Genomic DNA, 25,067 nt, shown 5'->3' on the forward strand with positions numbered 1-25,067 from the left:
TAGTTTCGACACATGGCGATCGTTCCCGATCTGAAGGACTGGACCTGGGTGCTCGAGCGCACCTGCCCGGACTGCGGCTACGACGCCGCGACCGTCGACTACGACGCGGTGCCCGGCGCGGCGCTGGCGAGCGCGGATCGACTGCGCGCGGCGCTGACGCGGCCCGACGCGCGGCAGCGGCCGCGGCCGGGCGTGTGGTCGCCGACGGAATACGCGGCGCATGTGCGCGATGTGTGCCGGATCTTCGTGTTCCGTGTCGCGGTGATCACTCGCCGTCCGGCCGCCGATCCCGGCATCACCGCCTTCGATCCCGGCACCGGTCTCGCGGATCCGCCGCGGCGCGGCGACGATCCGGCGGAGGTGCCGACCTTCGCCAACTGGGACCAGGACGCGACGGCGGTCGCCGATCGTTACGACGAACAGGACTCCGCCGTGGTCGCGGAGGAACTCACCGCCGCGGCCGCGGCCGCCGCCGAGGCGTTCGGTTCCGTACCGCCGGCCGAGCGCGGCCTGCGTGCCCGGCGCGACCTTCACGGTCGACTCCCTGGCGCGCTACTTCCTGCACGATCTCGTGCACCACGTGCACGACGTCCAGGGCTGAGCGGCGGTCGACTTCTGGAACGTGTTCGGCTTCAGTTCTTACCCTTGGCAGTGAATTTTACGCTTGGTACTAGAACACGTTCCACTTATCTCGTACTGTGGGTGCTGTCACATTGAAGCACTGTGCACGCGAGAGGTCGACTGGAATGAAGACGAAGGGCGCGATCCTGTGGGGGATCGACCAGCCGTGGTCGGTGGAAGAGATCGAGGTCGGCGACCCGGTGGCCGGCGAGGTGCAGATCCGGATGGAAACCGCCGGTATGTGCCATTCCGATCACCACATCGTCACCGGCGCCACGCCCATGCCGGGCTACCCGGTGATGGGCGGTCACGAAGGTGCCGGCGTCATCACCAAGCTCGGCCCGAACGTGCCGTCCGACCTGCAGGTCGGCGACCACGTGATCCTGTCGTTCATCCCCGCCTGCGGCCGCTGTCCGGCCTGTGTGTCGGGTCAGATGGCCCTGTGCGACCTCGGCGCGGGTCTGCTGATGGGACAGGCGATCAGCGACGGCACCTACCGCATCCAGGCGCGCGGGCAGAACGTCATCCCGATGTGCCTGCTCGGCACCTTCGCCCCGTACATGACGGTGCATCACACCTCGGTCGTGAAGATCGATCCCAGCATTCCGTTCGAGGTCGCCTGCCTCGTCGGCTGCGGCGTGCCGACCGGTTTCGGCTCGGCCACCCATGTCGCCAACACCATGCCCGGTGACACCGTGGTCGTCGCGGGCATCGGCGGCGTCGGCATGAGCGCGCTGCAGGGCGCGGTGCTCTCCGGCGCGTCCAAGGTCGTCGCGATCGACCCGGTGCCGTGGAAGCTGGAGCAGGCGCAGAAGTTCGGCGCCACCCACACCTACGCCAGCATGGCCGAGGCCATCGTGCCGCTCATGGAGGCCACCGAGGGCCGCATGGCCGAGAAGGTCATCCTCACCATGGGCGAGATGCACGGCGACTACGTCGAAGAGGGCCTGATCCTCACCGGCAAGGGCGGCACCCTCGTGGTCACCTCGATGGGCCGCATGGACGCCGGCGATGTCAAGATGAACACCTTTCTGCTGTCGATGCTGCAGAAGACCGTGAAGGGCTGCATCTTCGGCGGCGGCAACGCGCGCCAGGACGCCCCGCATCTGCTCTCGCTGTACAAGTCCGGGCAGCTGAATCTGGACGACATGGTCACCCGCAGCTACTCGCTGGAGGAGATCAACCAGGGCTATCAGGACATGCTCGACGGCAAGAACCTGCGCGGCATCATCCGCTACACCGAGAACGACTGGTAGATCGCGTGGTCGGGCCCGCCCCTCCGCCGGGTGGGCCCGCGCCCTTGGGTTCGCCGGGTGTTGTCTCGTAGGCTCGCGGGGTGCGTGCACTCGAGCAGATCGACGACTGGCCGGTCCGGCACGCCGCGGCGGGCGTGGTGTCCGGCGCGGCAACGACTTCCCACGGCGACACCGACCACGTGTTCGCGCTGGCCTCGGTGACCAAACCTCTGGTCGCCTATGCCGCCCTCGTCGCGGTGGAGGAGGGCGCGATCGAATTGGATCAGCCCGCGGGCCCGCCCGGCGCCACCGTGCGCCACCTGCTCGCCCATGCCTCCGGTCTGGCCTTCGATACCACCGAGGTGATGGCCGAACCCGGTGCCCGCCGCATCTACTCGAGCTCCGGCTTCGAGGTGCTCGCGGATTTCGTGGCCGAGCAGTCCGGTATCGCGTTCGACGAGTACCTGCGCGAATCCGTATTCGTACCACTGGGTATGGAAGCGTCGGCGCTCACCGGCCCGGCGGGGCACGCCTGCCACTCCACTCTGAACGATCTCCTGCGCTTCGCCGCCGAATTGCTGAATCCCCGGTTGATCTCGCCGCAGACGCTCGCCGAGGCGACCACCGTGCAGTTCCCCGGCCTCAACGGCGTGCTGCCGGGATACGGCTCGAAGCGCCCCAACGACTGGGGGCTCGGCTTCGAGATCCGCGACGGCAAGTCGCCGCACTGGACCGGAACCACCAACTCCCCGCGAACTTTCGGCCACTTCGGGCAATCCGGAACTTTTCTGTGGGTCGATCCGCAGCAGGGTCTGGCGTGTTGCGCGCTCGCCGACGAGAATTTCGGCGACTGGGCGCGTGCGGCCTGGCCGGTCCTCAGTGACGCGGTGATCGCCGAAAGCCAGGACTGTACCGGCGAGAGGTAACTGCCGGGCAACACACGAACCGAGTAACACTCGTAACTCGCAACACTCGAGTACACTCGGGCAACGCCAGCAGCGGACAGGTCGTTGGGGAAGACGTCCATCGTCCGAGCTGGAGGTGTCAGTGGTGCGCGCATCGAGTCAGTTCGCGGACGCGACGGCGGGTGTGGTCTGGATCCACTCAGCCCCCGCCGCGCTGTGTCCGCACGTCGAGTGGGCACTCACCTCGGCACTCAGCTCGCCCGCCAAGCTCAGGTGGACCACCCAGCCCGTCGATGGTCAGCTCCGCGCCTCCAGCGACTGGATCGGTCCGGTCGGCACGGCGGGCAGGATCGCCCAATCCCTGCGTTCCTGGCCGGTTCTGCGGTTCGAAGTCACCGAGGACCCCAGCGACGGCGTCGACGGGGAGCGCTACAGCTTCTCGCCCGCGCTCGGCTTGTGGCGAGGTGCGGTCAGTGCCAACGGTGATGTGATGGTGGGGGAGAACCGCCTGCGGTCGATGCTCGAGACGGCTCGCAGTGCGGGCAAGCACTCGGGCTACGACCTGGCCGGTGAGATCGACCGGGCGATGGGGACCCCGTGGGATGACGATCTGGAGGCCTTCCGCAGCGGTGACGAGGGCGTCGGCGCGGATGTCATGTGGTTGCGCCGTGACGTCGGCTAGCGGGTGTCGGGCGATCGCCGTGCGAGGGGCGAGGACAATGCGTCGCCGTGAATTCCGCGCCGATGTAAACGCCGGTGTCGCGCCGCGAGATACAGACCAAGGCGGCCGGTGATCCGGGACCGGGGTTCCCTCGGGCGATGCGTTCCGGCGCGGACCGCCGAACACAGGCACACACGAATCCGAAAGGTCGTCATGAGTTTCGACACCGCCAACGGCACCAGGGGCGCTCGTCAGCCCGACACCGGACTGTTCATGCGGACGCTGAACAAGATCGCCACGAGCCGGATCAAGAAGAACGGCAAGTTCTTCGGCGGTATGGACGCTCTGCTGCTCACCACGGTCGGCCGCAAGACCGGCGTCGAACGCACCTCGCCGCTCGGTTACCTGAAGAAGCCGGACGGGACCTACCTGGTCGTCGCCTCCGCGGCAGGGGCCCCGAAGAACCCGGCCTGGTACTACAATCTCGCCGCCGCTCCCGACAAGGCCCGTATCCAGATCGCCGATCGGATCATCGAGGTGACCGCCGAACAACTCCAGGGCGAAGAGCGCGAGAGCACCTGGCGCGAGATCGTGGCCCTCGCGCCGAAGATGGGCGAGTACCAGTCCAAGACCGATCGTCAGCTCCCGGTCATCCGCCTCACCCCGCGCGCCGGGCGAGCGTAGTCCGGAGGCGTCGGCTGCCTCGGGCGTCGGCACGGGGCAGCGGCGGTGCGCACCACGGCCGGCTTCGACAAGTAGTCGTAGGGCTCAGAGGTACGCTGAACTTGCGACAGGCTTGTCGGCGGATCCCTGGACACGATCCGCGCACTCGCATCGGTGGCCGGGTAGGGCCCGGCCGCGTATTTGCCGACATGAGCATGGCTGGGAAATTCGAGCGCCGACGACAGCGCCGACTCTCGACTGCCCGGCCTGGCTGAATCGACCAGTGTGGGCTCCGGCTCGGGCGGGGTCGGAACGAGCAAGGACACCGTTTGCCAGTCGGGTAGTCACGGGACGGCACAATGGATGACACGTCAGTGGGTGGCGGGGACGCCACTTTGCCGGCGGAGGCGTTCGGACGCTATCGGCTTCTGTCGCTGCTCGGCCAGGGCGGCATGGGCCAGGTGTGGCGGGCGCATGATTCGCTGACCAACCGGGTGGTGGCGCTCAAGGTGTTGCCCGAGCGCTTCGCCGATGACGAGCAGCTGCGCGAGCGGTTTCGCCGGGAGTGCCTGGCGGTGGCCCAGTTGACCGAGCCGCATGTGATCCCCATCCACGACTTCGGCGACATCGACGGCCGGCTGTATCTGAATATGCGCTTGATCGAGGGCACCGACCTGCGCAAGGTGATCGCGCGAGAAGGGGCCCTGTCGCCGCAGCGGGCAGTGGCGATCATCGCGCAGGTCGCAGGCGCGCTGCAGGCGGCCCATGACACCGGGCTGGTCCATCGCGATGTCAAACCCACCAACATCCTGCTGGGGGCCGATGAGTTCGCCTCCCTGATCGATTTCGGGATCGCCCACGCCACCGACGACCGTACGCTGACCATGATCGGCGAGACCATCGGCACCGTCGCCTACATGGCGCCGGAGGCCATCAACTCGGAGCTCAAGGCTGATGCCCGAGTGGATGTGTACGCGTTGACGTGCGTGCTGTACGAGTGCCTGACCGGCCGGCCGCCGTTTTCGAGCGCAGCGGGGATGCAGGGTGTGATCGCCCATCACCTGCACACCCCGGCGCCGCGTCCGAGCGCCGCTACACCCGATGTACCGGCTGCGTTCGACGCGGTCATCGCCAAGGGAATGGCCAAAAACCCTGACGATCGTTACCAGACCGTGCGCGAGCTCGCCGCGGCGGCTCGCGCCGCGGTGGGCGATTCCGCGCCCAGCGCCGTCGGGGGCGTGGCGGCTGCGCGCAAGAGGCGGCGAATCAGATTGTCGGCGAAGACCGCCGGACTGCTCGCCGCCGCGGTCGCAGCCGTCATGGCGGCCGCTGCGGCTGTCGTCATCGGTGTCCAACGGGAATCAGGCGGCGGTGGCGACTCGCCCCTACCTATCGCCTCGGGCTACTCGTCCCAGACTCCGCTACCGTTCACCGGCGTCAGCCTGCCCACCGATGTGGCGGTCGACCTGGCGGGCAATGTGTACGTCACCGATATGGGTGACGATCGGGTGATGAAATTGGCGGCGGGCGCCTCGGAGGCGACCCCGCTGCCCTTCAGCGGCCTGAACAACCCCCAGGGCGTGGCGGTCGACACGGCGGGCAACGTATACGTCACCGACACGAGTAACGATCGGGTGATGAAACTGGCGGCGGGCGCTTCGGCGCCGACCCCGTTGCCGTTCACCGGGCTCAAAGATCCCCAGGGTGTGGCGGTCGACGCGGCGGGAGACGTGTACGTCGGCGACCGGGGTAATGATCGGGTGGTGAGGTTGGCGGCGGGCGCGTCGGAGCCGACGACGCTGCCGTTCACGGGACTCCAAGATCCTCAGGGTATGGCGGTCGACACGGCGGGCAATGTATACGTCACCGAATTGAGTACCGAACGCGTGCTGAGGTTGGCGGTGGGCGCTTCGGCGCCGACGACGCTGCCGTTCACCGGGCTCAAAGATCCCCAGGGTGTGGCGGTCGACGCGGCCGGAGACTTGTACGTCGTCGACTGGGGTAACCAATGGGTGGTGAGGTTGGCGGCGGGCGCGTCGACGCCGACCCCGCTGCCGTTCACCGGTCTGAAGAATCCCCAGGGTGTCGCGGTCGACGCGGCGAACAACGTCTACATCGTGGACGTGGGCTCCGATCCGGTGGTGAAACTCTCGGTCAGCTGAATCCTCGTGGGTAGCAGGCCCTTGTCCGGCTGGTTATTCATCGGTGGGCGCAGAGGGGATCGAACCCCCGACCGCTGGTGTGTAAAACCAGTGCTCTACCGCTGAGCTATACGCCCGTACCCCGCCGACCGGAACCGGCGGGAACGGTTTATGAATCTAGCGCGGCGATCGCTTTCTCCCAAGCGCCCTGGTCACGGGGCTCGCCGGGGCCGTTCATCTCCGAGAATCGGATGATGCCCGCCTTGTCGACGACGAAGGTGCCGCGGTTGGCGATGCCGGTCTTGTCGTTGAAGACGCCGTAGGCCTGGGCGGTGGCGCCGTGCGGCCAGAAGTCCGACAGCAGGGGGAAGGTGTAACCCTGTTCGGCCGCCCAGATCTTGTGGGTTGGCGGCGGGCCGACGGAGATCGCGAGGATCTCGGCGTCGTCGTTCTGGAACTTGGGCAGTTCGTCGCGGACCTTGCACAGTTCGCCCTGGCACACGCCGGTGAAGGCGAGCGGGTAGAACACGATCAGCACGTTCTTGCTGCCCCGGTAGTTCGAGAGCGTGACGGGCTGGTTGTTCTGGTCCTTGAGGGTGAAATCCGGCGCGACGGTGCCGACTTCCAGCGGGCCGACCTCGGCTGGCATACGCGAATCCTCCATCGTGACGGGTCTCGGTCCGGGCGGTGGATGAGCACCTCCCGGACCGAAACCATAGCGAAAAGGGTCAGCGCTGCTTGGAGGGAGCCTTCGGCTGCACGAGGCGGCTGCCGGTCCACGCACCGAGGCTGATGGCCGAGGTCTGGGTCAGGCCCGCCGTGGGTGCCGATTCGGCGATCTCACTCGGGTCCACGTGGCCCGGCTGACCGGTCTTGGGAGTGAGTACCCAGATGAAACCGTCGTCGGCGAGCGGGCTGATGACTTCCATCAGCTCGTCGGCCAGATCGCCGTCGCCGTCGCGCCACCACAGCAGCACCGCATCCACGACCTCGTCGGAATCCTCGTCGACCATCTCGCCGCCGCTGGCTTCTTCCACGGCTGCACGGAGGTCGTCATCTGTGTCCTCGTCCCAGCCGAGCTCCTGGACCACCATGCCGTGTGCAATGCCAAGCTTCTGAGCGTAATTCTGCGCGTCCGCCGCGGCGACCACGGTGGTGTCCTCCTCAATCCCGACAACAGGTAAGTGCAAGCGAACATGGTTATCGGCCCGAGCGCAAGCTGATCGGTCGAAAATGGGGCGAATGTCGCGTCGATCCGGGCTTACGGGCAGGCCTCGCGGACGGTGGTGCGGGCGGTGTTGACCCGCTGGCTCGCGGCGTTGAGCGGATCGACATTCGCGTGGTAGGACATCTTTCTGGTCTCCTCGGCGAGCTGGCGCGCCGCGTTCACGTACTCGGTGAGTTTGCCCGCCAGATCCGGCGGCAATTTTTCTCCCGCGTTGTTCACCCCGGCCTCGACCTTGTTCGCCGCGTCCTCGAGGGTCGCGGCGGCGGTGTCGCGTCTGGCGTCGTAGTCCGGGGCGTTGGAGTCGTGGGCTTCCACGAATTCGTTGTAGCGCTGCACGCCGATGCCGCTGGTGGTCGCGAAGGGCGCGCAGTTGTCGGCGATCGCCTGCGTCTGCTCGGCGGCGCGGCGCGAGGAGGTGGCGGCGGCCTGCTCGCTCTTGTAGATCTCGACCTCGCCGGTGTTCGGCAGCGCGGTGCCGGGGACTTGTTCGCCGCAGGCCACCACGGTCCCGGCCAGCACGGCCAGCGTGGAGCAGGCCAGCCCGATCCGGCGCGGAATCAACAGCTTCATCGATGTCTCCCCTGCTCACGGTGGCGGCTGCGCATAGTGGCTGATGGAGCCCGGCGGGCGAGGTCTGCCGGGGCAACTGGGCAGTAACCCATTTTCTGCAGACGGTACTTGATTTCCGACTGCGATGATGCTTCGGGACGCACCTTCGGGAAGGATGGAGGTGCGACCGACCTGGCGCATCGGACGAATTCGCACACCAGCGGATCCGCCCATGGATAACGAAGCACATCAGCTTTTCCACACCTGCACGAGGAGCAGATTTGACCGACCTCATCGACTCTTCCGTTCCGGGGAAATCCACCGGAGCAGACGCCGCCGGCCCGAGTGGGGCGCCGGCGCCCGCCACGGGCGAACGCGTGCGGGTGATCCGCGAAGGAGTGGCGTCGTACCTACCCGACATCGATCCGGAGGGCACCGGCGAATGGCTCGAGTCGTTCGACGAGATGCTCGACCGGGAGGGCCCGCAGCGCGCCCGCTATCTGATGCTGCGCCTGCTCGAGCGCGCCGGTGAGCGGCACGTCGCGATCCCGGCGCTGACCTCCACCGACTACGTCAACACCATCCCGACCGAGAACGAGCCGTGGTTCCCCGGCGACGAGGAGGTCGAGCGACGCTATCGCGCGTTCATCCGCTGGAACGCCGCGATCATGGTGCATCGCGCCCAGCGGCCCGGCATCGGCGTGGGCGGTCACATCTCCACCTACGCGTCCTCGGCCGCGCTCTACGAGGTGGGCTTCAACCACTTCTTCCGCGGCAAGGACCATTCCGGCGGCGGCGACCAGATCTTCATCCAGGGTCATGCCTCGCCCGGCATCTACGCGCGCGCCTTCCTCGAAGGCCGGCTCAGCACCGACCAGATGGACGGCTTCCGCCAGGAGTACAGCCACGGCGGCCTCGGCCATGGCCTGCCCTCCTATCCGCACCCGCGGCTGCTGAACAACTTCTGGGAGTTCCCGACCGTCTCGATGGGCCTGGGCCCGATGAACGCGATCTACCAGGCGCGGTTCAACCACTACCTGCACGATCGCGGCATCAAGGACACCTCCGATCAGCATGTGTGGGCGTTCCTCGGCGACGGCGAGATGGACGAGCCGGAATCGCGTGGCCTGGCGCACGTGGCGGCCATGGAGGGCCTGGACAACCTGACCTTCGTGGTCAACTGCAACCTGCAGCGCCTCGACGGACCGGTGCGCGGCAACGGCAAGATCATCCAGGAACTCGAGTCGTTCTTCCGCGGCGCGGGCTGGAATGTGATCAAGGTGATCTGGGGCCGCGAGTGGGATCAGCTGCTCGGGGCGGACCGCGACGGCGCGCTGGTGAACCTGATGAACACCACGCCCGACGGCGACTACCAGACCTACAAGGCCAACGACGGCGCCTACGTGCGCGACCACTTCTTCGGCCGTGACCCGCGCACCAAGGCGCTGGTGCAGAACATGTCCGATCAGGAGATCTGGAACCTCAAGCGCGGCGGCCACGACTACCGCAAGGTCTACGCGGCCTACGCGGCGGCGATGGCGCACAAGGGCCAGCCGACGGTGATCCTGGCCAAGACCATCAAGGGCTACACCCTCGGCAAGCACTTCGAAGGCCGCAACGCCACGCATCAGATGAAGAAGCTGACGTTGCAGGATCTCAAGGACTTCCGCGATCTGCAGCGCATCCCGATCAGCGACGCGGAGCTGGAGAAGGATCCGTACCTGCCGCCGTACTACCACCCCGGCATGGAAGCCCGCGAGATCCAGTACATGCTGGACCGGCGCAAGGCGCTCGGTGGCTTCCTGCCCGAACGACGCACTACCGCAAAGCCGTTGACCCTGCCCGGCGACGAGGCCTACAAGTCGGTGCGCAAGGGCTCGGGCAAGCAGAACGTGGCGACCACGATGGCGTTGGTGCGGCTGATGAAGGAACTGCTGCGCGACAAGGAGATCGGCAAGCGCATCGTGCCGATCATCCCCGACGAGGCCCGCACCTTCGGTATGGACTCGTGGTTCCCCTCGCTGAAGATCTACAACCGCAACGGGCAGTTGTACACCTCGGTGGACGCCGAACTGATGCTCGCCTACAAGGAGAGCACCGTCGGGCAGATCCTGCACGAGGGCATCAACGAGGCGGGCTCGACCGCGTCGTTCACCGCGGCGGGAACCTCCTACGCCACGCACGGCGAGCCGATGATCCCGCTCTACATCTTCTATTCGATGTTCGGGTTCCAGCGCACCGGCGACGGTCTGTGGGCGGCGGCGGATCAGCTGTCCCGCGGCTTCGTGCTCGGTGCGACGGCGGGACGTACCACGCTGACCGGCGAGGGTCTCCAGCACAACGATGGTCATTCGCTGCTGCTGGCCTCCACCAATCCCGCTGTGGTGACCTACGATCCGGCCTTCGCCTTCGAGATCGCCCACATCGTGCGCGACGGCCTGCGCCGGATGTACGGCGGCGGCAAGCCCGCCGAGCATCCGGGTGCGCTCCCTGGCACCGAACCGGTGGAGCGGCCCGAGGACACCTTCGGCGGCGAGGACGTCTTCTACTACATCACCCTCTACAACGAGCCCTACCAGCAGCCGGCCGAGCCCGAGAACCTCGACGTGGCCGGTCTGTTGAAGGGTCTCTACCGCTACAAGGCGGGTGGCGAGGGCGACCTGCGCGCCCAGATCCTGGTCTCCGGCGTGACCGTGCCCGACGGTCTTCGGGCCCAGGCGCTGCTGGCCGAGGAGTGGGGTGTGCAGGCCGATGTGTGGTCGGTGACCTCGTGGGGCGAGCTGCGCAAGGAGGCGCTGGTCAAGGAGATCGCCGCGCTGCGTGATCCGGGTGCCGCGCACGCCGTGCCGTATGTGACCGAGGCGCTGTCGCAGGCGAGCGGCCCGTTCGTGGCAGCCACCGACTGGATGCGGGCGGTGCCGGACCAGGTGCGTCAGTGGGTGCCCGGTGAGTTCATCACCCTCGGCACCGACGGCTTCGGCTTCTCCGACACCCGTCCGGCCGCGCGCAGGCGGTTCAACGTCGACGCGCAGTCCATCGCGGTGGCGGCGCTGATCGGGCTGGCGAACACGGGGCGGATCGATCGGTCCAAGGCCGTCGAAGCGGCACGTAAGTACCGCATCGGGGACGTGGATGCCGCGCCGAAGCCTGCCGTGAGTTCGGACGAAGATCTGGCATAGCGCAACATTGGATGGTGGACCGTAAACCGCCGCGGCCGAGACGGATCTCCGAAGGCTCTTCCGAGCACGAGGTTTATCTGCCTACGGGCGCGCTCTCGCCGAACCGACAGACCCGTGATCCACTGCCGGACACGCTGCTCAAGCGGGTGAAGCAATTCTCCGGGCGGCTGTCCACCGAGGCGGTGGGGTCGATGCAGGATCGGTTGCCGTTCTTCGCCGATCTGGACGCCGCGCAACGCGCGGGTGTGCAGATGCTGGTGCAGACCGCGGTGGTGAACTTCCTGGAGTGGTTGCAGGACCCGGACAGCGACATCCGGTTCAGCCTGGACACCTTCCAGGTGATCCCGCAGGATCTGGCGCGGCGGCTGACGCTGCGCCAGACCGTGGACATGGTCCGGGTGGCCATGGAGTTCTTCGAACAGTGGCTGCCCGCGCTGGCGCGCAACGACCGTCAGCTGGTCGCGCTCACCGAGGCGGTGCTGCGATACGGGCGTGAGCTCGGATTCGCCGCCGCCTCGGTGTATGCCAGCGCCGCCGAATCGCGCGGCGCCTGGGACACCCGCCTGGAGGCGCTGGTCGTCGATGCCGTGGTCCGCGGCGACACCGGCCCGGACATGCTCTCCCGGGCCGCCACGTTGAACTGGGACGCCACCGCGCCCGCCACCGTGCTGGTCGGCACGCCACCCGGGGGACACGGCGTGTCGGCGGTGGGCGCGGTGCACAACATCGCCGCCAGGCACGGGCGCGCCGCGCTGGCCGTGGTGCAGGGGGCGCGGCTGGTGATGGTCGTCAGCGGTCATCTCGGCGACAGCCACGCGGGCCCGTTCCTGGCCGATCTGCTGGCCGAGGTGTTCTCCGACGGTCCGGTGGTGATCGGTCCGACCATGCGGACCCTCGGTGCGGCGCACACCAGCGCGGTGGAGGCGCTGGCCGGCATGGAGGCCGTGGTGGGGTGGCGCGGGGCGCCGCGGCCGGTGCATGCGGCCGAGTTGCTGCCCGAACGCGTGTTGCTCGGCGACAGAGGTGCGGTGGACGCGCTGAACGAGTATGTTGTGCTCCCGTTGGAAGCTGCCGGTTCGGCGCTGGCCGACACCCTCGATGCCTATCTCGATTGCGGTGGCGCGGTCGAGACGTGCGCGCGACAGCTGTACGTACATCCAAATACGGTCCGGTACCGGTTGAAGCGAATCGCCGAGATCACCGGCCGGGATCCGCTCAATGCGAGGGATGCGTACGTGCTCAGGATCGCCGCGACCATGGGTCGCCTGACACGAATGCGTAACGAAACGTCACAATCAGCACCAGAGGTATCTGTGGCAACACACGATCCCGAAGGCTTGTAACGCGCGAACGCGATTGCTCGATCGGGCCGGTCCACATGGGTTTTTGTGGGACCCCCACAAAAGCGGTTCGAAAGCTTCATTCGCACCGACATCTCGTGCGGCCGGGCTCACAGTGTTTTCTTAGAGACGTGATCGCGTTGTTCGCCCCTGGACAGGGGTCCCAGACTCCCGGCATGCTCGCCCCCTGGCTCGACCTCCCCGGTGCGAGTGATCGCCTCGCCCTGTGGTCGAAGGCCGCGGGCCTCGATCTGGTCCGTCTCGGAACCACCGCGACGGCCGAGGAGATCGTCGACACCGCGGTGACCCAGCCGCTGGTCGTCGCCGCCGCTCTGCTGGCCTACGCGCAGATCGGCGAGGGGCGGAGCGAGACGGATGCGCTCGCTGCCGATACGATCGTGGCCGGGCATTCGGTCGGCGAATTCGCCGCCGCCGCTGTCGCCGGGGTCATCACCCCCGACGAGGCCGTCACTCTCGCCGCTATCCGCGGCGCGGAGATGGCGAAGGCGTGCGCACTGGAACCGACCGGCATGTCCGCCGTGCTCGGCGGCGACGAGGCCGTCGTACTGGCTCGTCTCGACGAGCTCGATCTGGTGCCGGCCAACCGCAACGCGGTCGGTCAGATCGTGGCGGCAGGCAAGCTGGACGCGTTGGCCGAACTGGCGGCGAATCCGCCGGAGAAGGCACGGGTGCGGGCGCTGCCGGTGGCGGGAGCCTTCCACACCGCCTTCATGGCTCCGGCTCAGGACGCGGTGGCCGAGGCCATCGCGCGGATCACGCCCGGTGAGCCCATCCGGACCCTGCTGTCGAACTTCGACGGCAAGCCGGTGGCTTCGGGGCGCGACGCGATCGAGAAGCTCGCCGCTCAGGTCACCAGGCCCGTGCGCTGGGATCTGTGCTCCGAGACGGTCCGCGCCGCCGGTGTGTCGGCGGTGGCGGAGCTGCCGCCGGCGGGAACGCTGGTCGGCATCGCAAAACGAGAGCTGAAGGGCACGCCGACGTTGGCGTTGAAAACCCCCGAGGACCTCCCCGCGTTCGCCGCGCTGGGGCACTCCGGCTAGCTTTCCACGGCGACCGTGCGCCGTATCGACGCCCGGTCGTGACCGAATCGTCGGTAACCTCCGGCGGTCGCGGTCCGAAAACCATATAGAAGCCCCCCGCAAAGAAATCCCCTCCGGGGGGACACGCCCTACACGAGAAACTAGAAGGGAGCCACGAAGTGGCCGCTCTGACCCAGGAACAAATCGTCGAGGAACTCGGCAGGATCATCGAAGAGGTTACGGGTATCGAACCGTCCGAGGTGACCGTCGAGAAGTCCTTCGTCGATGACCTGGACATCGACTCGCTGTCCATGGTCGAGATCGCTGTGCAGACCGAGGACAAGTACGGCGTGAAGATCCCCGACGAGGATCTGGCCAGCTTGAAGACGGTCGGAGACGCTGTCTCCTACATCCAGAAGCTCGAGGCCGAGAACGCTGACGCGGCCGCGGAGCTCAAGGCCAAGTTCGACGGCGAGTAGGGCCGAAACAGTGACCACTCCTTCCACCTTGAATGGGAATTTCCCCAACGTCGTCGTGACGAGCATGGCGGCTACCACGTCGATCGCGGGCGACGTCGATGCGACGTGGAAGGGACTCCTCAACGGCGAGAGCGGCATCGACGTTCTCGAGGATTCCTTCATCGAGGAATACAATCTTCCGGTCCGCATCGGCGGACATCTGAAGGTGAACCCCGACACCCTGCTCACCAGGGTGGAAATCCGTCGCATGGCATATGTCGAGCGACTCGCGACCGTTCTGGGTCGCGAGGTGTGGAAGAACGCGGGCAGCCCCGAGGTCGATCCCGACCGCCTGGCTGTGGCGATCGGCACCGGACTCGGTGGCGGCGACGCGCTGATCGACTCGGTCGACAAGCTGAAGAACGGTGGCTATCGCAAGATCTCGCCGCTGGCTGTTCAGATGGTCATGCCGAACGGTCCGTCGGCCTGCGTCGGCCTCGAGTTGAAGGCCAGGGCAGGAGTGGTCACTCCGGTCTCGGCGTGCTCGTCCGGTTCGGAAGCCATCGCGAACGCGTGGCGGATGATCGTGATGGGAGACGCCGATATCGTCGTCACCGGCGGCGTCGAAGGCTACATCGACGCCCTGCCGATCGCCGCGTTCTCCATGATGCGTGCCACCAGCAGCCGTAACGATGATCCGAAGGGCGCCTCGCGGCCGTTCGACAAGGACCGTGACGGCTTCGTCTTCGGTGAGGCGGGCGCCCTGATGGTGCTCGAGACCGAGGAGCACGCCAAGGCGCGCGGCGCGACCATCCACGCCCGTCTGCTGGGCGCGGGCATCACCTCCGACGGCTACCACCTGGTGGCCCCGGATCCGGAGGGCACCGGCGCCGCTCGCGCGATGACCCGCGCGATCCAGTCGGCCGGCCTGAACAAGCAGGACATCACCCACATCAACGCGCACGCCACCGCCACCCCCGTCGGTGACACGGCCGAGGCGAACGCGATCAACAAGGCTGTGGGCAACCACGCTTCGGTGTACGCGCCCAAGTCGGCGCTGGGTCACTCGATCGGCGCCGTCGGCGCGCTCGAGTCGATCCTCACCGTCATGAGCATCCGCGACGGCATCGTTCCGCCGACCTTGAACCTGGAGAACCAGGATCCGGAGATCGACCTCGACGTGGTGAAGGGCGAGGCCCGCCACCAGAAGATCGAATACGCGATCAACAATTCGTTCGGTTTCGGTGGGCACAATGTTGCCCTCGCCTTCGGTCGCGCATAGTCGCCCGATCGACTGCTCAACGATCCCGGTGGGGTCGGCCGATGAACAACGGCCTCGACCCCACCGGGTTTTTCGAATCCACCGACGGTCTTTCGGCCATTTGCCGCGACCAGCGGCACACACTCTTTCGATGAGGAGAAAACGCGATGACGATCATGGCACCCGCGTTTACACCGGAAACAGCGACCGACCCTCGTGACCCGATGGGCCGGCTCCAGCGTTTCTTCGATCCCGGCACGGTCCTACCGCTGCACCCGCGCGACAAGTCCGGCGTGCTCGCCGCGATCGGCGAGGTGGACGGCGTGCGTACCGTGGCCTATTGCTCGGACGCGATGGTCATGGGCGGCGCGATGGGCATCGAGGGCTGCAAGCACATCGTCGACGCGATCGACACCGCCATCGATTCCGGTATTCCGGTGGTCGGCCTCTGGCATTCCGGCGGTGCCCGGCTCGCCGAAGGCGTCGAGGCGCTGCACGCGGTCGGCCTGGTATTCGAGGCCATGGTCCGCGCGTCCGGCCTCGTCCCGCAGATCTCGGTCGTGCTCGGTTTCGCCGCGGGCGGCGCGGCCTACGGCCCGGCGCTGACCGACGTCGTCATCATGGCGCCCGAGGGCCGGATCTTCGTGACCGGTCCCGATGTGGTGCGTTCGGTCACCGGCGAGCAGGTCGACATGGCCACCCTCGGCGGCCCGGAGACCCACGGCAAGAAGTCCGGCGTCTGCCACATCGTGGCCGACGACGAGGCCGACGCGATGCACCGCGCCCGCAAGCTGGTCTCGATGTTCGCCGAGCAGGGCGAATTCGACCTGGTGGCCGCCGAGCACGGCAACGTCGACCTCAAGGCGCTGCTTCCCGAGTCGGCCAAGCGCGCCTACGACGTGAAGCCGCTGGTGCACGAGCTGCTCGACAATGTCGACGGCGAGTCCTCCTTCGAGGAGCTGCAGGCCGGTTACGCGCGCAGCATGGTGGTCGGCCTCGGTCGCCTCGGCGGTCGCACCGTCGGCGTGCTGGCCAACAACCCGCTGCGCCTCGGCGGCTGCCTGAACTCCGAGAGCGCCGAGAAGGCCTCGCGTTTCGTGCGGCTGTGCGACGCCTTCGGCATCCCGCTGATCGTCGTCACCGACGTGCCCGGCTACCTGCCCGGCGTCGGCCAGGAGTGGGACGGCGTGGTTCGCCGCGGCGCCAAGCTGCTGCACGCCTTCGCCGAGGCCCGTGTCCCGCGCGTCACCCTGGTGACCCGCAAGATCTACGGCGGCGCCTACATCGCCATGAACGCTCGTTCGCTCGGCGCCACGGCGGTCTACGCCTGGCCCGGCTCGGAGGTCGCCGTCATGGGCGCCAAGGCTGCCGTGGGCATCCTGCACAAGAAGGCTCTCGCGGCCGCGCCGGAAGAAGAGCGTGAGGCGCTGCACGAGCGCCTGACCGCCGAGCACGAGAAGATCGCCGGCGGCGTGGAGCGCGCTCTGGCCATCGGCGTGGTGGACGAGGTCATCGACCCGGCCAAGACCCGCAGCGTCATCGCCGCCGCACTGGCCGCGGCTCCGTCGCGCCCGAGCCATCACAAGAACATCCCGCTGTGATGCGCGGATTCGCGTGCTCAGATCAGGGCTGTGAACTGAGCCGAGCGAATCGCAGGTGACACCACGAACGGCCCCGGAAGCGCTTCCGGGGCCGTTCGCCTTTCTCTCCGTCCGGCGCCGGGAGCTGGGTAGCATCGGGGAATGCGCTATGAGGAGCTTGCCGACGAGCCGTGTTCGATCACGCGGCCGCTGGTGGTTCTCGGAGATCGCTGGACCCTGGTCATCCTGAAGTTCGCCTTCGCGGGGGTGCGCCGGTTCAACGCCTTCCAGAGCGCGCTCGGCATCTCCCGCGGACGGCTGCAGGATCGGCTGGACCGGTTGGTCGAGCACGGCATCCTGGTCAAGCAGAAGATCGACGGCGGGGCCTACGAGGAATACCGGCTGACGCAGAAGGGCCACGACATCTACCCGATCCTCATGGCGATTCGCGCCTGGGGCGATACCTACATGGCGCCCGATGGTCCGCCGGTGCACTACCGCCATCGGGACTGCGCGGGGCAAGCCCGCATCAGGCTGGAGTGCGACGAATGCGGCGAGCAGATCACCGCACGCGACATCGTGCCGGAACTGGGGCCGGGCATCCTGCGCGAGCAGTCGGCAGGCTGACCCGCGACCGTGCGGGGCGGTCGCGGGCCGGGCAGGTGCTCAGGCGACGAAAGTGACGGCCTCGTCGAGATCCCCGCGGTGGGTGCGGAACGAGTTGACCGGATGGTCGGCGTCCGGGTAGCCGAAGCTGATGCCCGCGACGACCTGGCGATTCTCCGGAATTCCGAAGTGGCTGTGCAGGAACGGCGAGTAGCTCGCCAGCGCGGCCTGGGGCGCGGCGCCGAGGCCGAGGCTCTGGGCGGCCAGCAGGAAGGTGTTGATGTAGAGGCCGCAGTCCACCGCGCCGTAGATGCCGAGTTCGGCATCGGTGGTGATGATCGCGACGTGCGGGGCGTCGAAGAGTTCGAAGTTGCGCATCATCTGGCGCATCGATCCGGCGTTGTCGCCCTTCTCGATGCCGACGGATGCGTAGAGCTGCTTGCCGCATTCGCGCCTGCGGTCCTTGTAGACCCCGTTGTAGGCGCCGGGGAAGGTCAGGTCGGGAGCAGGTGCGGCGGTCCGGATGTGGTCGAGCAGTTCCTTGCGGAACCGGTCGGTGGCCGCGGACTCGGTGACCACGGCATGCCAGGGCTGGGTGTTGCACCACGAGGGGGTGCGCTGAGCCATTCGCAGCAGGGTTTCGATCGTCTCGCGCGGCACCGGATCGGGGCGGAACTGCCTGCAGGTGTACCGCTCGTCGAGAATCCGGGACAGGGCCGTCTGCTCGGCGGTCTGCGTGCTGGTCGGGGTCATGGAACCCTCCTCAAGTGGTTCTATTTCGAGACCGATGCTAGCGGGTGATCGGCCTCCTGGGAACCGGCGCCGCCACGGCGACTCGCCCGGACGCTCGCCATACCGGCTCCGCGCCCGCCGCGGGGCACAATCGGCGGATGGGCGCCCCGGTTCGCGACACAGGCGAGCGGAAACGGCACGGCAGGCATTACACCCCGCCCGAACTCGCCGACTTCCTCGCGCGCCGGGTCCTCGCGCACCTGCCCGAGCCGGGCCCCGGACGGACCCTGCGCATCCTCGACCCCGCCTGTGGAGACGGTGAACTGCTGCTCGCCCTGCACCGCGCCGCGGCCCGCCTCGCGCCCGGCCTCCGGTTCGCCGCCACCGGCTACGACCTCGATCGGAGCGCGCTCGACCGGGCTCGCACCCGCGCCGCCGCCGAACACATCGACGTCGGCTGGCACTGCGGCGATTTCCTCACCTCGGCGACCGCGCTCGAGGAGCAGCGCTACGACGCGATCATCACCAACCCGCCGTATGTCCGCGTCCAGCAACTGGGCGCGGACACAGCCCGGTTGCTCAGCCGGGAGTTCGGCCTGCGCGGCCGCATCGATCTGACCCATCCGTTCGTCGCGCTCGCCCCGCGCCTGCTGCGCCCCGGCGGCGTGCTGGGACTGTTGTGCGCCAATCGGTTCCTCACCACCAAGGCCGGGGCCAACATCCGCACGGTCCTGCTGCGCGAGCTGCCTCCGGTCGAGATCTACGATCTCGGCGACACCAAGCTCTTCACCGCCGCGGTGCTGCCCGCCGTGACCATCGCCGTCCACGCCGGGGCCCACGTACTGTGCCGTCACGTCTCCGCCTACGAGTCCCCGCACGAACATCCGTCGAGCTCGGCCGATCTGTTCGACGCCCTGCTCGCCGACACCTCGTCGCTGGTCGTCCGCAACGGCCGCACCTATGCGATCGAGGTGGGCACCCTCGCGGCCGGTGTGCCCGCGCGGTCGAATCCGCCCGCGCGCTCGCCGAATCGGCCCGAGATCACCGACGCCGCCTGGCGGATGTCGTCCCCGGAGCGGGAGGCCTGGCTCGCCGGGATCGGCGACCGGACCTGGCGGACCGTGGGGGAGGTCGCGCCGGTGCGGGTCGGCATCAAGACCAATGCCGACAAGGTGTTCATCGCCGAGGACTGGGAGCGCCGCACGCCGTGTCCTGAGCCGGAACTGCTGCGTGCGCTGCTCACCCATCGGGACCTGCGGCCCTGGCGGGTGGAGCGGGCGGCGAACACCCGGGTGCTGTATCCCTACGATGCCGGGATCGCGCGGCGCACACCGATCGATCTGGACGAATTCCCCTCTGCTGCAAGGTATCTGCGGGCTCATCACAAGACTCTTGCGGCGCGCGCCTATCTCGCCGACAGCGGCAGGCAGTGGTTCGAGATCTGGGTGCCGCAACGGCCGGACCGATGGCGGCAGCCCAAGATCGTCTTTCCCGACATCAGCGAGCGGGCGCGCTTCGCGCTGGATCGGTCGGGCGCGGTGGTCAACGGGGACTGCTACTGGATCTCGCTGGCGGATCTGGACGGCGCCGCTCACGCGGCCGAGCAGCTGGCGTATCTGCTGATGGGTGTCGCGAATTCGGCGCTGGGTCTGCGGTTCTACGACGCCGTCTGCGGCAACCGGCTGTACTCGGGCAGGCGGCGGTGGATCACCCAGTACGTCTCGCGGCTACCGCTGCCCGACCCGGGCGGCGAACCGGCTCGGCGGATCACCGCGATGGTCGCCGATCTGGTCGAGGGCGGCTGCGAGGCCGACGAGTCCGCCGGTCAGTTGCTCGACGAACTCGTCGTCGCCGCGTTCGGCGTCGGCTGAGCATTCGCGGCCTCGAGCCCGTTGGACGTGGTCGGGCTCTCGGGGAGCTCGGCGCGTAGGGGATGCCGCGCGGGCAGGCCGACCATGGGCAGCAGGGTCCGGCGAGCGAAGTCGCGGCCGGCCTCGGCGTCGGCGAGCGGGATCAGGCCGTCCGGGGTCAACGCCAGCGACAGCGCGAGCCGGGCCATCACCTCCGCGACCAAGTCGGCATCGAAGTCGGCATCGAGGTCGGCGTCGCCGGGGCGCAGTTCCCGCAGCTTCTCGGCGAGGTAGACGCGACCGACGGCCAGCACCGGGCCGGCGTCGGTGGTCAGGCGCGGCAGGATCAGGTCGGGCTCGGTGCGCAGCAGTCTGCGCAGCAGTTCGTTGCCCGCGATGGCGGTGATGAAGGCGACGAAGATCTCCACCAGCCGGTCCTCGCCGCCGTCGACGGTCTGGACCCGCTTGTCGATGTATTCGACGAATCGCTGCGCCTCCCGGACGCTGACCGCCTCCACCAGATCGTTCTTCGATTCGAAACGCCGATACAGGGTGGCGGGGCTGATACCGGCCCGGCGCGCGATCTCGCCCATGCTGGTGCGCTTGATACCGAAATCGAGAAATGCCGAGAGCGCGCTCTCGAGCAATTTCTCCCCGTCGGCGACGGGTTTGTCGAGAATGCGCTGGAGCATGGGTGGTACGGCAGGCATTCGGTGTCTCCAGTCCTTCGGCGCGGCCGTGGCCGGGCGCGATCGCGCGACGCTGCGGGTGATGGAGGGTCATTATTTCATCAGCCCCGCAGCGTGCGGACAGGCCACGGTCCGTCAGCCCTGCGGTAGATCCAGGTCGGCCATTTCCCGCTCGATCGCATTGGCGGCGAAATCGACGCCGCGTGCGCGTAATTCGTGAACCCGGCGATGTAACGCCTCGATTCCCCCCGGCTGGGCCGCGATATCGGCCACACTGATCCGCCCCTGGGAACGGTGCATACGCGAATCCTGGTACGACACCGGAACCTCCTGCCCGTCAACGCATCATGCGCGCCACGCCGGACGCTGGAACGAGTCGCGAAATGGCGCGCATGCAGGACAAATGGTATCAGCGGCGCGTGCTGGTCACTTGACCACTGTGCGATGAATCACAGTGTCGCCAAGTCACAGTATCGTGGCCTTGCGGTGGGTGCCGGTGTTGTGCACGTAGACCGCCGCGTTCAGCCGGATGCCGTCCTTGGCCGCCTCGTCGAGTTCGCGGCGGACCTTGCCCGGCACGCCCGCGACCAGCGATCCGGGCGGAATCTGCGCGCCCTCCGGGATCAGCGCGTTGGCCGCGATCAGGCTGCCCGCGCCGATCACCGCGCCGTTGAGCACCGTCGCGCCCATGCCGACCAGCACATCGTCGCCGACGGTGCAGCCGTGCAGGATCGCGTTGTGCCCCACCGATACTCCGCTGCCGATGGTCAGCGGGAAGCCGGGGTCGGCGTGCAGCACGCACCCGTCCTGGATGTTGGTGCGCTCGCCGATGGTGATCTGCTCCAGATCACCGCGCAGGACCGCGCTGTACCAGATGCTCACCTCGGCGGCCAGCCGCACCTGTCCGATCACCGTGGCGTTCGGCGCCAGCCAGGCGCTCTCGTCGATTTCCGGCGCGAAACCGCCGACCTCAATCCTCATGGGTCGAACGTAACCGGCCCGTGCCGCCGTGAGCGCGGCGGCTCGGGCGATCCGGATCCCGCCGGCCGATGGGCGCCGGGACGCGCGTTCGCTCGATCGTGGCGCAACATCTGCCGGGGGTAGACGATGGCGGTATGCGAATCGGTGTGCCGAGGGAGGTCAAGGAACAGGAGTTCCGCGTCGCGCTGACGCCGGCAGGCGCGGGAGAGTTGGTGCGGCGCGGTCACGATGTGCTGGTGCAGCGGGGTGCGGGCATCGGGTCGGGCTTCGCCGACGAGGCCTACGAGTCGGCGGGGGCGCGGATCGCCGATGACCCCGGTTCGGTATGGGGCGAAGCCGAACTGGTGCTGAAGGTCAAGGAACCCATCGAGCCGGAGTACGCGCTGATGCGACGCGACCAGACGCTGTTCGCCTACCTGCATCTGGCGGCATCACGGGAGTGCACCGAGGCGATCCTGCGATCCGGCATCACCGCCATCGCCTACGAGATGGTGCGCGCGGCCGACGGATCGCTGCCGTTGCTCGCGCCCATGAGCGAGGTCGCGGGCAAGCTGGCCGCGCAGGTCGGCGCCTACCACCTGATGGCGCCGCTCGGTGGGGCGGGCGTACTGCTCGGCGGCGTCCCCGGCGTGCGGCCCGCCCACGTCGTGGTGCTCGGCGGCGGCGTCGCGGGCAGCAACGCCGCCACCGTGGCGGCGGGGATGGGCGCGCGGGTCAGCGTGCTCGACACCGATCTGGCCCGGCTGCGCCACCTCGACACCGCGTTGCACGGCCGGATCACCACCCTGGCCTCGAACGCGGCCGAGGTCGAGCGGGCTGTCCTCGACGCCGATCTGGTCGTCGGCTCGGTCCTGGTGCCGGGGGCACGAGCGCCGAAACTGGTGAGCACGGCGATGGTGGCGGCGATGCGGCCGGGCGCGGTGCTCGTCGACATCGCCATCGACCAGGGCGGATGCTTCGAGGGCTCACGCCCGACCACGCACATCGCGCCGACCTTCCCGGTGGCCGACGCGCTGTACTACTGCGTGGCGAACATGCCGGGCGCGGTGCCGCACACCTCCACCCTCGCCCTCACCAACGCCACCCTGCCCTATGTCCTCGCCATCGCGGGCGAGGGGCCGCGCGAAGCCTGCGCGACCCGGCCGGACCTGGCGGCGGGGCTGACCGCCGAGGCCGGGGTGCTGCTGTCACCGCAGGTCGCCGCGGCGCACGGCTACCCCGCGACGCGGCCCGTCGGGTTGGCGGGCTGAGCGAGTCGCCTACCGAACCTCGTGCAGGAACCAGTTCGGCTCGCCGTCGGTAGGCAGGTCGCGCAGCTTGTCGGGGTTGCGGACCACGTCGATGGAGACGATCCGGCCCGCGTCGACGGTGAAGGCCCAGACACCCGTATGGGTGCCGTCGAAGACGACGAGCCCCGGTTCGCCGTTGACCAGGACCGGGCGTCCCCAGGCATTCGCCGCCGACGGCGCGTGGTACCAGCCGAGCAGCAGCTTGGCGATGATCTCGGCGCCGGTCACCGCGCGACGGATGGCGGGCACCTTGCCGCCGCCGTCGGCGGTGAGGGTCGCGTTCGCGTCGAGCACGTTCAGCAGCGCGCTCAGATCACCGCTGCGCCAGGCGAGTGAGAACGCCGAGACCACCTTCTCCTGCTCGTCGGGGGAGGCCGGGAAGCGCGGGGTGCCCTGCTCGACGTGTCTGCGGGCGCGGGAGGCGAGCTGGCGCACGGCGGCCGGGGTGCGGCCGACCACTTCGGCGACCTCCCGCCCGCTCATACCGAACACGTCCTGCAATACGAACGCGGTGCGCTCGGCGGGGGAGAGGGATTCGAGGACGACGAGCAGGGCGGTGGTGACCCGTTCGTCCTGGCTCACCCGATCGGCCGGATCGTCCCAGGCCGAGACCTGGGGCTCGGGCAGCCAGTCACCGACGTACTGCTCGCGGCGGGCGCGCGCGGAGCCGAGCTGATCGAGGGCGAGGCGGCCGGTGACGGTGGTCAGCCAAGCGCGCAGATTGTCGATCTGCTCCGGCCGCTCCTGGCGTTGCAGCCGCAGCCACGCCTCCTGCACCACGTCCTCGGCGTCGGAGAGACTGCCGAGCGTGCTGTAGGCGAGCCTGCGCAGGTAGGGGCGGTGTTCTTCGAAACGTCGCGCGAGGCCGACGCTGCCGGAGTCGGGGGAGGTCATCGTGTTCCACCGTTTCGTGAGAGCGGGAGCATTGAGCCGGTTCGCGAAGACGACGACGCCGCGGCCTCCAGTGTGACATCGCCCCGGCCCGCGATCTTCCGGTGTGGCTCGGTCGTTAGGCTCGCCCGGTGCGTACGGGGATTTCGACCGCGACCGGTCTGCTGCTCGGCTTCGCGCTCGACCGCGTGTTCGCCGATCCGGCGCGTCTGCATCCGGTCGCCGGCTTCGGTTCGGTGGCGACAGCTCTGGAGTCGGTGACCTACGCCGACAGGCGCTCCGCCGGTGTGCTGCACGAAGTGGCGGCGGTCGGGGCCGTTCTCGGTCTCGGGGTGGCGCTGTGCCGGGCGGGCAGGGGCGGCATCGCGGTGACGGCGCTGGCCACCTGGACCGTGCTCGGCGGCCGCAGCCTGGCCCGCACCGGTCACCGGATGGCGGACTGCCTGGAGCGTGACGACATCGACGGCGCGCGCGAGCTGCTGCCCTCGCTCTGCGGTCGCGATCCGTCGGTGCTCGACGCCGACGGCCTGGCCCGCGCCGCGCTGGAATCCATCGCCGAGAACACCTCCGACGCCGCGGTCGCCCCGCTGGTGTGGGGCGCCGTGGCCGGGGTCCCCGGACTGTTCGGCTACCGCGCGATCAACACCCTCGACGCGATGATCGGCTACCGCAACGCGCGCTACGAGCGCTTCGGCTGGGCCGCCGCCCGAACCGACGACCTGGCGAACCTGGTTCCCGCTCGCGTCACCGGGCTGCTCACCGTCGCCCTCGCCCCGGTCGTGGGCGGACGGCCGGAGCGGGCCCGGGCAGCGTGGCGCCGCGATGCGAGCAAGCATCCCAGCCCGAACGCGGGCGTCGTCGAGGCCGCGGCCGCCGGCGCGCTCGGCATCCGGCTCGGCGGGCTCACCCGCTACCGCCACGGCACCGAACTACGTCCCACCCTCGGCGACGGGCCCGGCCCGACGGTCCCCGACCTGCGCCGGGCCGTGCGGCTGTCCGAGGCGGTCCAGGTCGCGGCCGTGGTCTGTGCCGCCGCGATCGCCACGCTGCCCCGGGTGGTCCTGCGGAAGACGGCAGCGCGTGGCTGCCCGCATCCCACGGCCGGCGGGATCTCGCTGCCGTAAGCACCTCGACGGCGCGATGAACTGCGGGCCCGGCTCCTTCTGTC

Annotated in this window: 24 protein-coding genes and 1 tRNA gene; 16 read left to right on the plus strand and 9 right to left on the minus strand. The window is 68.6% G+C overall.

The window, feature by feature from the left end; genetic code table 11:
• The first annotated feature begins 12 nt into the window (after positions 1-12).
• From ON26_RS07245 to ON26_RS07270, 6 genes are all read left to right on the plus strand, one after another.
• Complete coding sequence (locus tag ON26_RS07245) at positions 13-717, plus strand: DinB family protein (RefSeq protein ID WP_306307241.1); 705 nt, start codon at positions 13-15, stop codon at positions 715-717.
• Between the two features lie 29 nt (positions 718-746).
• Positions 747-1,877 carry an NDMA-dependent alcohol dehydrogenase gene (locus ON26_RS07250; RefSeq protein WP_040795222.1) on the plus strand — a complete coding sequence of 377 codons (1,131 nt, stop codon included), beginning with the start codon at positions 747-749 and terminating at the stop codon, positions 1,875-1,877.
• Positions 1,878-1,957: 80 nt separating this feature from the next.
• Positions 1,958-2,782: a serine hydrolase domain-containing protein gene (locus ON26_RS07255; RefSeq protein WP_040795223.1), complete on the plus strand. Its 825-nt coding sequence runs from the start codon at positions 1,958-1,960 to the stop codon at positions 2,780-2,782.
• 124 nt (positions 2,783-2,906) lie between these two features.
• Positions 2,907-3,443 carry a DUF3145 domain-containing protein gene (locus ON26_RS07260; RefSeq protein ID WP_040795312.1) on the plus strand — a complete coding sequence of 179 codons (537 nt, stop codon included), beginning with the start codon at positions 2,907-2,909 and terminating at the stop codon, positions 3,441-3,443.
• 192 nt (positions 3,444-3,635) lie between these two features.
• Positions 3,636-4,106, plus strand: coding sequence for a nitroreductase/quinone reductase family protein (locus ON26_RS07265; protein WP_083883850.1), 471 nt, complete (start codon positions 3,636-3,638; stop codon positions 4,104-4,106).
• A 338-nt stretch (positions 4,107-4,444) separates the two neighbouring features.
• Entirely contained in the window at positions 4,445-6,247 is a 1,803-nt protein-coding gene (locus tag ON26_RS07270) for a serine/threonine-protein kinase PknD (RefSeq protein ID WP_040795224.1), read from the plus strand.
• A 44-nt stretch (positions 6,248-6,291) separates the two neighbouring features.
• On the opposite strand, the gene ON26_RS07275 is transcribed toward ON26_RS07270, so the two are convergent.
• The 4 genes from ON26_RS07275 to ON26_RS07290 all read right to left on the minus strand — a co-directional run bounded on the left by ON26_RS07275 (position 6,292) and on the right by ON26_RS07290 (position 8,024).
• A tRNA-Val gene (locus tag ON26_RS07275) sits at positions 6,292-6,363 on the minus strand.
• 32 nt (positions 6,364-6,395) lie between these two features.
• The gene (locus ON26_RS07280) at positions 6,396-6,875 is read right to left on the minus strand and encodes a peroxiredoxin (protein ID WP_040795314.1); all 480 of its coding nucleotides are present in this window, start codon (positions 6,873-6,875) and stop codon (positions 6,396-6,398) included.
• A gap of 79 nt (positions 6,876-6,954) precedes the next feature.
• A complete protein-coding gene (locus ON26_RS07285) occupies positions 6,955-7,377 on the minus strand; it encodes a DUF3052 domain-containing protein (protein ID WP_040795225.1) in 423 nt (140 codons plus the stop codon).
• Between the two features lie 110 nt (positions 7,378-7,487).
• A complete protein-coding gene (locus tag ON26_RS07290; protein WP_040795226.1) occupies positions 7,488-8,024 on the minus strand; it encodes an Rv2240c family protein in 537 nt (178 codons plus the stop codon).
• Between the two features lie 260 nt (positions 8,025-8,284).
• Here ON26_RS07290 and aceE point away from each other — a divergent pair, with 260 nt between their 5' ends.
• The 7 genes from aceE (at position 8,285) to ON26_RS07325 (ending at position 17,488) form a co-directional block, all read left to right on the plus strand.
• Positions 8,285-11,182 carry a pyruvate dehydrogenase (acetyl-transferring), homodimeric type gene (gene aceE, locus ON26_RS07295; RefSeq protein ID WP_040795227.1) on the plus strand — a complete coding sequence of 966 codons (2,898 nt, stop codon included), beginning with the start codon at positions 8,285-8,287 and terminating at the stop codon, positions 11,180-11,182.
• A gap of 11 nt (positions 11,183-11,193) precedes the next feature.
• Positions 11,194-12,525 carry a PucR family transcriptional regulator gene (locus ON26_RS07300; RefSeq protein WP_051026779.1) on the plus strand — a complete coding sequence of 444 codons (1,332 nt, stop codon included), beginning with the start codon at positions 11,194-11,196 and terminating at the stop codon, positions 12,523-12,525.
• Positions 12,526-12,653: 128 nt separating this feature from the next.
• Positions 12,654-13,583 (plus strand): ACP S-malonyltransferase, encoded by a 930-nt coding sequence (locus ON26_RS07305; protein ID WP_040795228.1) that lies wholly within the window; start codon positions 12,654-12,656, stop codon positions 13,581-13,583.
• A 158-nt stretch (positions 13,584-13,741) separates the two neighbouring features.
• The gene (gene acpM / locus ON26_RS07310; RefSeq protein ID WP_040795229.1) at positions 13,742-14,041 is read left to right on the plus strand and encodes a meromycolate extension acyl carrier protein AcpM; all 300 of its coding nucleotides are present in this window, start codon (positions 13,742-13,744) and stop codon (positions 14,039-14,041) included.
• A 10-nt stretch (positions 14,042-14,051) separates the two neighbouring features.
• Positions 14,052-15,302, plus strand: coding sequence for a KasA/KasB family beta-ketoacyl-ACP synthase (locus ON26_RS07315; protein ID WP_040795230.1), 1,251 nt, complete (start codon positions 14,052-14,054; stop codon positions 15,300-15,302).
• Between the two features lie 146 nt (positions 15,303-15,448).
• Positions 15,449-16,882: an acyl-CoA carboxylase subunit beta gene (locus tag ON26_RS07320; protein WP_040795231.1), complete on the plus strand. Its 1,434-nt coding sequence runs from the start codon at positions 15,449-15,451 to the stop codon at positions 16,880-16,882.
• A 141-nt stretch (positions 16,883-17,023) separates the two neighbouring features.
• A complete protein-coding gene (locus ON26_RS07325) occupies positions 17,024-17,488 on the plus strand; it encodes a winged helix-turn-helix transcriptional regulator (protein WP_040795232.1) in 465 nt (154 codons plus the stop codon).
• A 39-nt stretch (positions 17,489-17,527) separates the two neighbouring features.
• On the opposite strand, the gene ON26_RS07330 is transcribed toward ON26_RS07325, so the two are convergent.
• Positions 17,528-18,220, minus strand: coding sequence for a nitroreductase (locus tag ON26_RS07330; RefSeq protein WP_040795233.1), 693 nt, complete (start codon positions 18,218-18,220; stop codon positions 17,528-17,530).
• A 137-nt stretch (positions 18,221-18,357) separates the two neighbouring features.
• On the opposite strand from ON26_RS07330, the gene ON26_RS07335 reads away from it, so the two are divergent.
• Positions 18,358-20,070, plus strand: coding sequence for an Eco57I restriction-modification methylase domain-containing protein (locus tag ON26_RS07335; protein WP_040795316.1), 1,713 nt, complete (start codon positions 18,358-18,360; stop codon positions 20,068-20,070).
• On the opposite strand, the gene ON26_RS07340 is transcribed toward ON26_RS07335, so the two are convergent.
• The 3 genes from ON26_RS07340 to ON26_RS07350 form a co-directional block, all read right to left on the minus strand.
• The gene (locus ON26_RS07340; protein ID WP_245545757.1) at positions 20,025-20,759 is read right to left on the minus strand and encodes a TetR/AcrR family transcriptional regulator; all 735 of its coding nucleotides are present in this window, start codon (positions 20,757-20,759) and stop codon (positions 20,025-20,027) included. The genes ON26_RS07335 and ON26_RS07340 overlap by 46 nt on opposite strands.
• Before the next feature lie 114 nt (positions 20,760-20,873).
• The gene (locus ON26_RS07345) at positions 20,874-21,038 is read right to left on the minus strand and encodes a hypothetical protein (protein ID WP_245545758.1); all 165 of its coding nucleotides are present in this window, start codon (positions 21,036-21,038) and stop codon (positions 20,874-20,876) included.
• 165 nt (positions 21,039-21,203) lie between these two features.
• Complete coding sequence (locus ON26_RS07350) at positions 21,204-21,719, minus strand: gamma carbonic anhydrase family protein (protein WP_040795235.1); 516 nt, start codon at positions 21,717-21,719, stop codon at positions 21,204-21,206.
• 134 nt (positions 21,720-21,853) lie between these two features.
• On the opposite strand from ON26_RS07350, the gene ald reads away from it, so the two are divergent.
• Positions 21,854-22,969, plus strand: coding sequence for an alanine dehydrogenase (gene ald, locus ON26_RS07355; protein WP_040795236.1), 1,116 nt, complete (start codon positions 21,854-21,856; stop codon positions 22,967-22,969).
• 9 nt (positions 22,970-22,978) lie between these two features.
• Here the strand turns inward: ald and sigJ are convergent, their stop codons facing one another.
• Positions 22,979-23,902, minus strand: coding sequence for an RNA polymerase sigma factor SigJ (gene sigJ / locus ON26_RS07360; RefSeq protein ID WP_040795237.1), 924 nt, complete (start codon positions 23,900-23,902; stop codon positions 22,979-22,981).
• A gap of 128 nt (positions 23,903-24,030) precedes the next feature.
• On the opposite strand from sigJ, the gene ON26_RS07365 reads away from it, so the two are divergent.
• Positions 24,031-25,023, plus strand: a complete 993-nt coding sequence (locus ON26_RS07365; RefSeq protein ID WP_051026780.1) for a cobalamin biosynthesis protein — start codon at positions 24,031-24,033, stop codon at positions 25,021-25,023.
• The last annotated feature ends 44 nt before the right edge of the window (positions 25,024-25,067 follow it).

This window comes from Nocardia higoensis NBRC 100133, from assembly GCF_000308595.1.
GTDB lineage: Bacteria > Actinomycetota > Actinomycetes > Mycobacteriales > Mycobacteriaceae > Nocardia > Nocardia higoensis.

Coding starts and splice junctions, on each gene's coding strand:
- ON26_RS07300 (WP_051026779.1), top strand. CDS start 11,194: ATGGTGGACCGTAAACCGCCGCGGCCGAGACGGATCTCCGAAGGCTCT.
- ON26_RS07330 (WP_040795233.1), bottom strand. CDS start 18,220: ATGACCCCGACCAGCACGCAGACCGCCGAGCAGACGGCCCTGTCCCGG.
- ON26_RS07280 (WP_040795314.1), bottom strand. CDS start 6,875: ATGCCAGCCGAGGTCGGCCCGCTGGAAGTCGGCACCGTCGCGCCGGAT.
- ON26_RS07245 (WP_306307241.1), top strand. CDS start 13: ATGGCGATCGTTCCCGATCTGAAGGACTGGACCTGGGTGCTCGAGCGC.
- ON26_RS07335 (WP_040795316.1), top strand. CDS start 18,358: ATGGGCGCCCCGGTTCGCGACACAGGCGAGCGGAAACGGCACGGCAGG.
- sigJ (WP_040795237.1), bottom strand. CDS start 23,902: ATGACCTCCCCCGACTCCGGCAGCGTCGGCCTCGCGCGACGTTTCGAA.
- ON26_RS07325 (WP_040795232.1), top strand. CDS start 17,024: ATGCGCTATGAGGAGCTTGCCGACGAGCCGTGTTCGATCACGCGGCCG.
- ald (WP_040795236.1), top strand. CDS start 21,854: ATGCGAATCGGTGTGCCGAGGGAGGTCAAGGAACAGGAGTTCCGCGTC.
- ON26_RS07250 (WP_040795222.1), top strand. CDS start 747: ATGAAGACGAAGGGCGCGATCCTGTGGGGGATCGACCAGCCGTGGTCG.
- ON26_RS07340 (WP_245545757.1), bottom strand. CDS start 20,759: ATGCCTGCCGTACCACCCATGCTCCAGCGCATTCTCGACAAACCCGTC.
- ON26_RS07345 (WP_245545758.1), bottom strand. CDS start 21,038: ATGCACCGTTCCCAGGGGCGGATCAGTGTGGCCGATATCGCGGCCCAG.
- ON26_RS07350 (WP_040795235.1), bottom strand. CDS start 21,719: ATGAGGATTGAGGTCGGCGGTTTCGCGCCGGAAATCGACGAGAGCGCC.
- ON26_RS07265 (WP_083883850.1), top strand. CDS start 3,636: ATGAGTTTCGACACCGCCAACGGCACCAGGGGCGCTCGTCAGCCCGAC.
- ON26_RS07320 (WP_040795231.1), top strand. CDS start 15,449: ATGACGATCATGGCACCCGCGTTTACACCGGAAACAGCGACCGACCCT.
- ON26_RS07270 (WP_040795224.1), top strand. CDS start 4,445: ATGGATGACACGTCAGTGGGTGGCGGGGACGCCACTTTGCCGGCGGAG.
- ON26_RS07290 (WP_040795226.1), bottom strand. CDS start 8,024: ATGAAGCTGTTGATTCCGCGCCGGATCGGGCTGGCCTGCTCCACGCTG.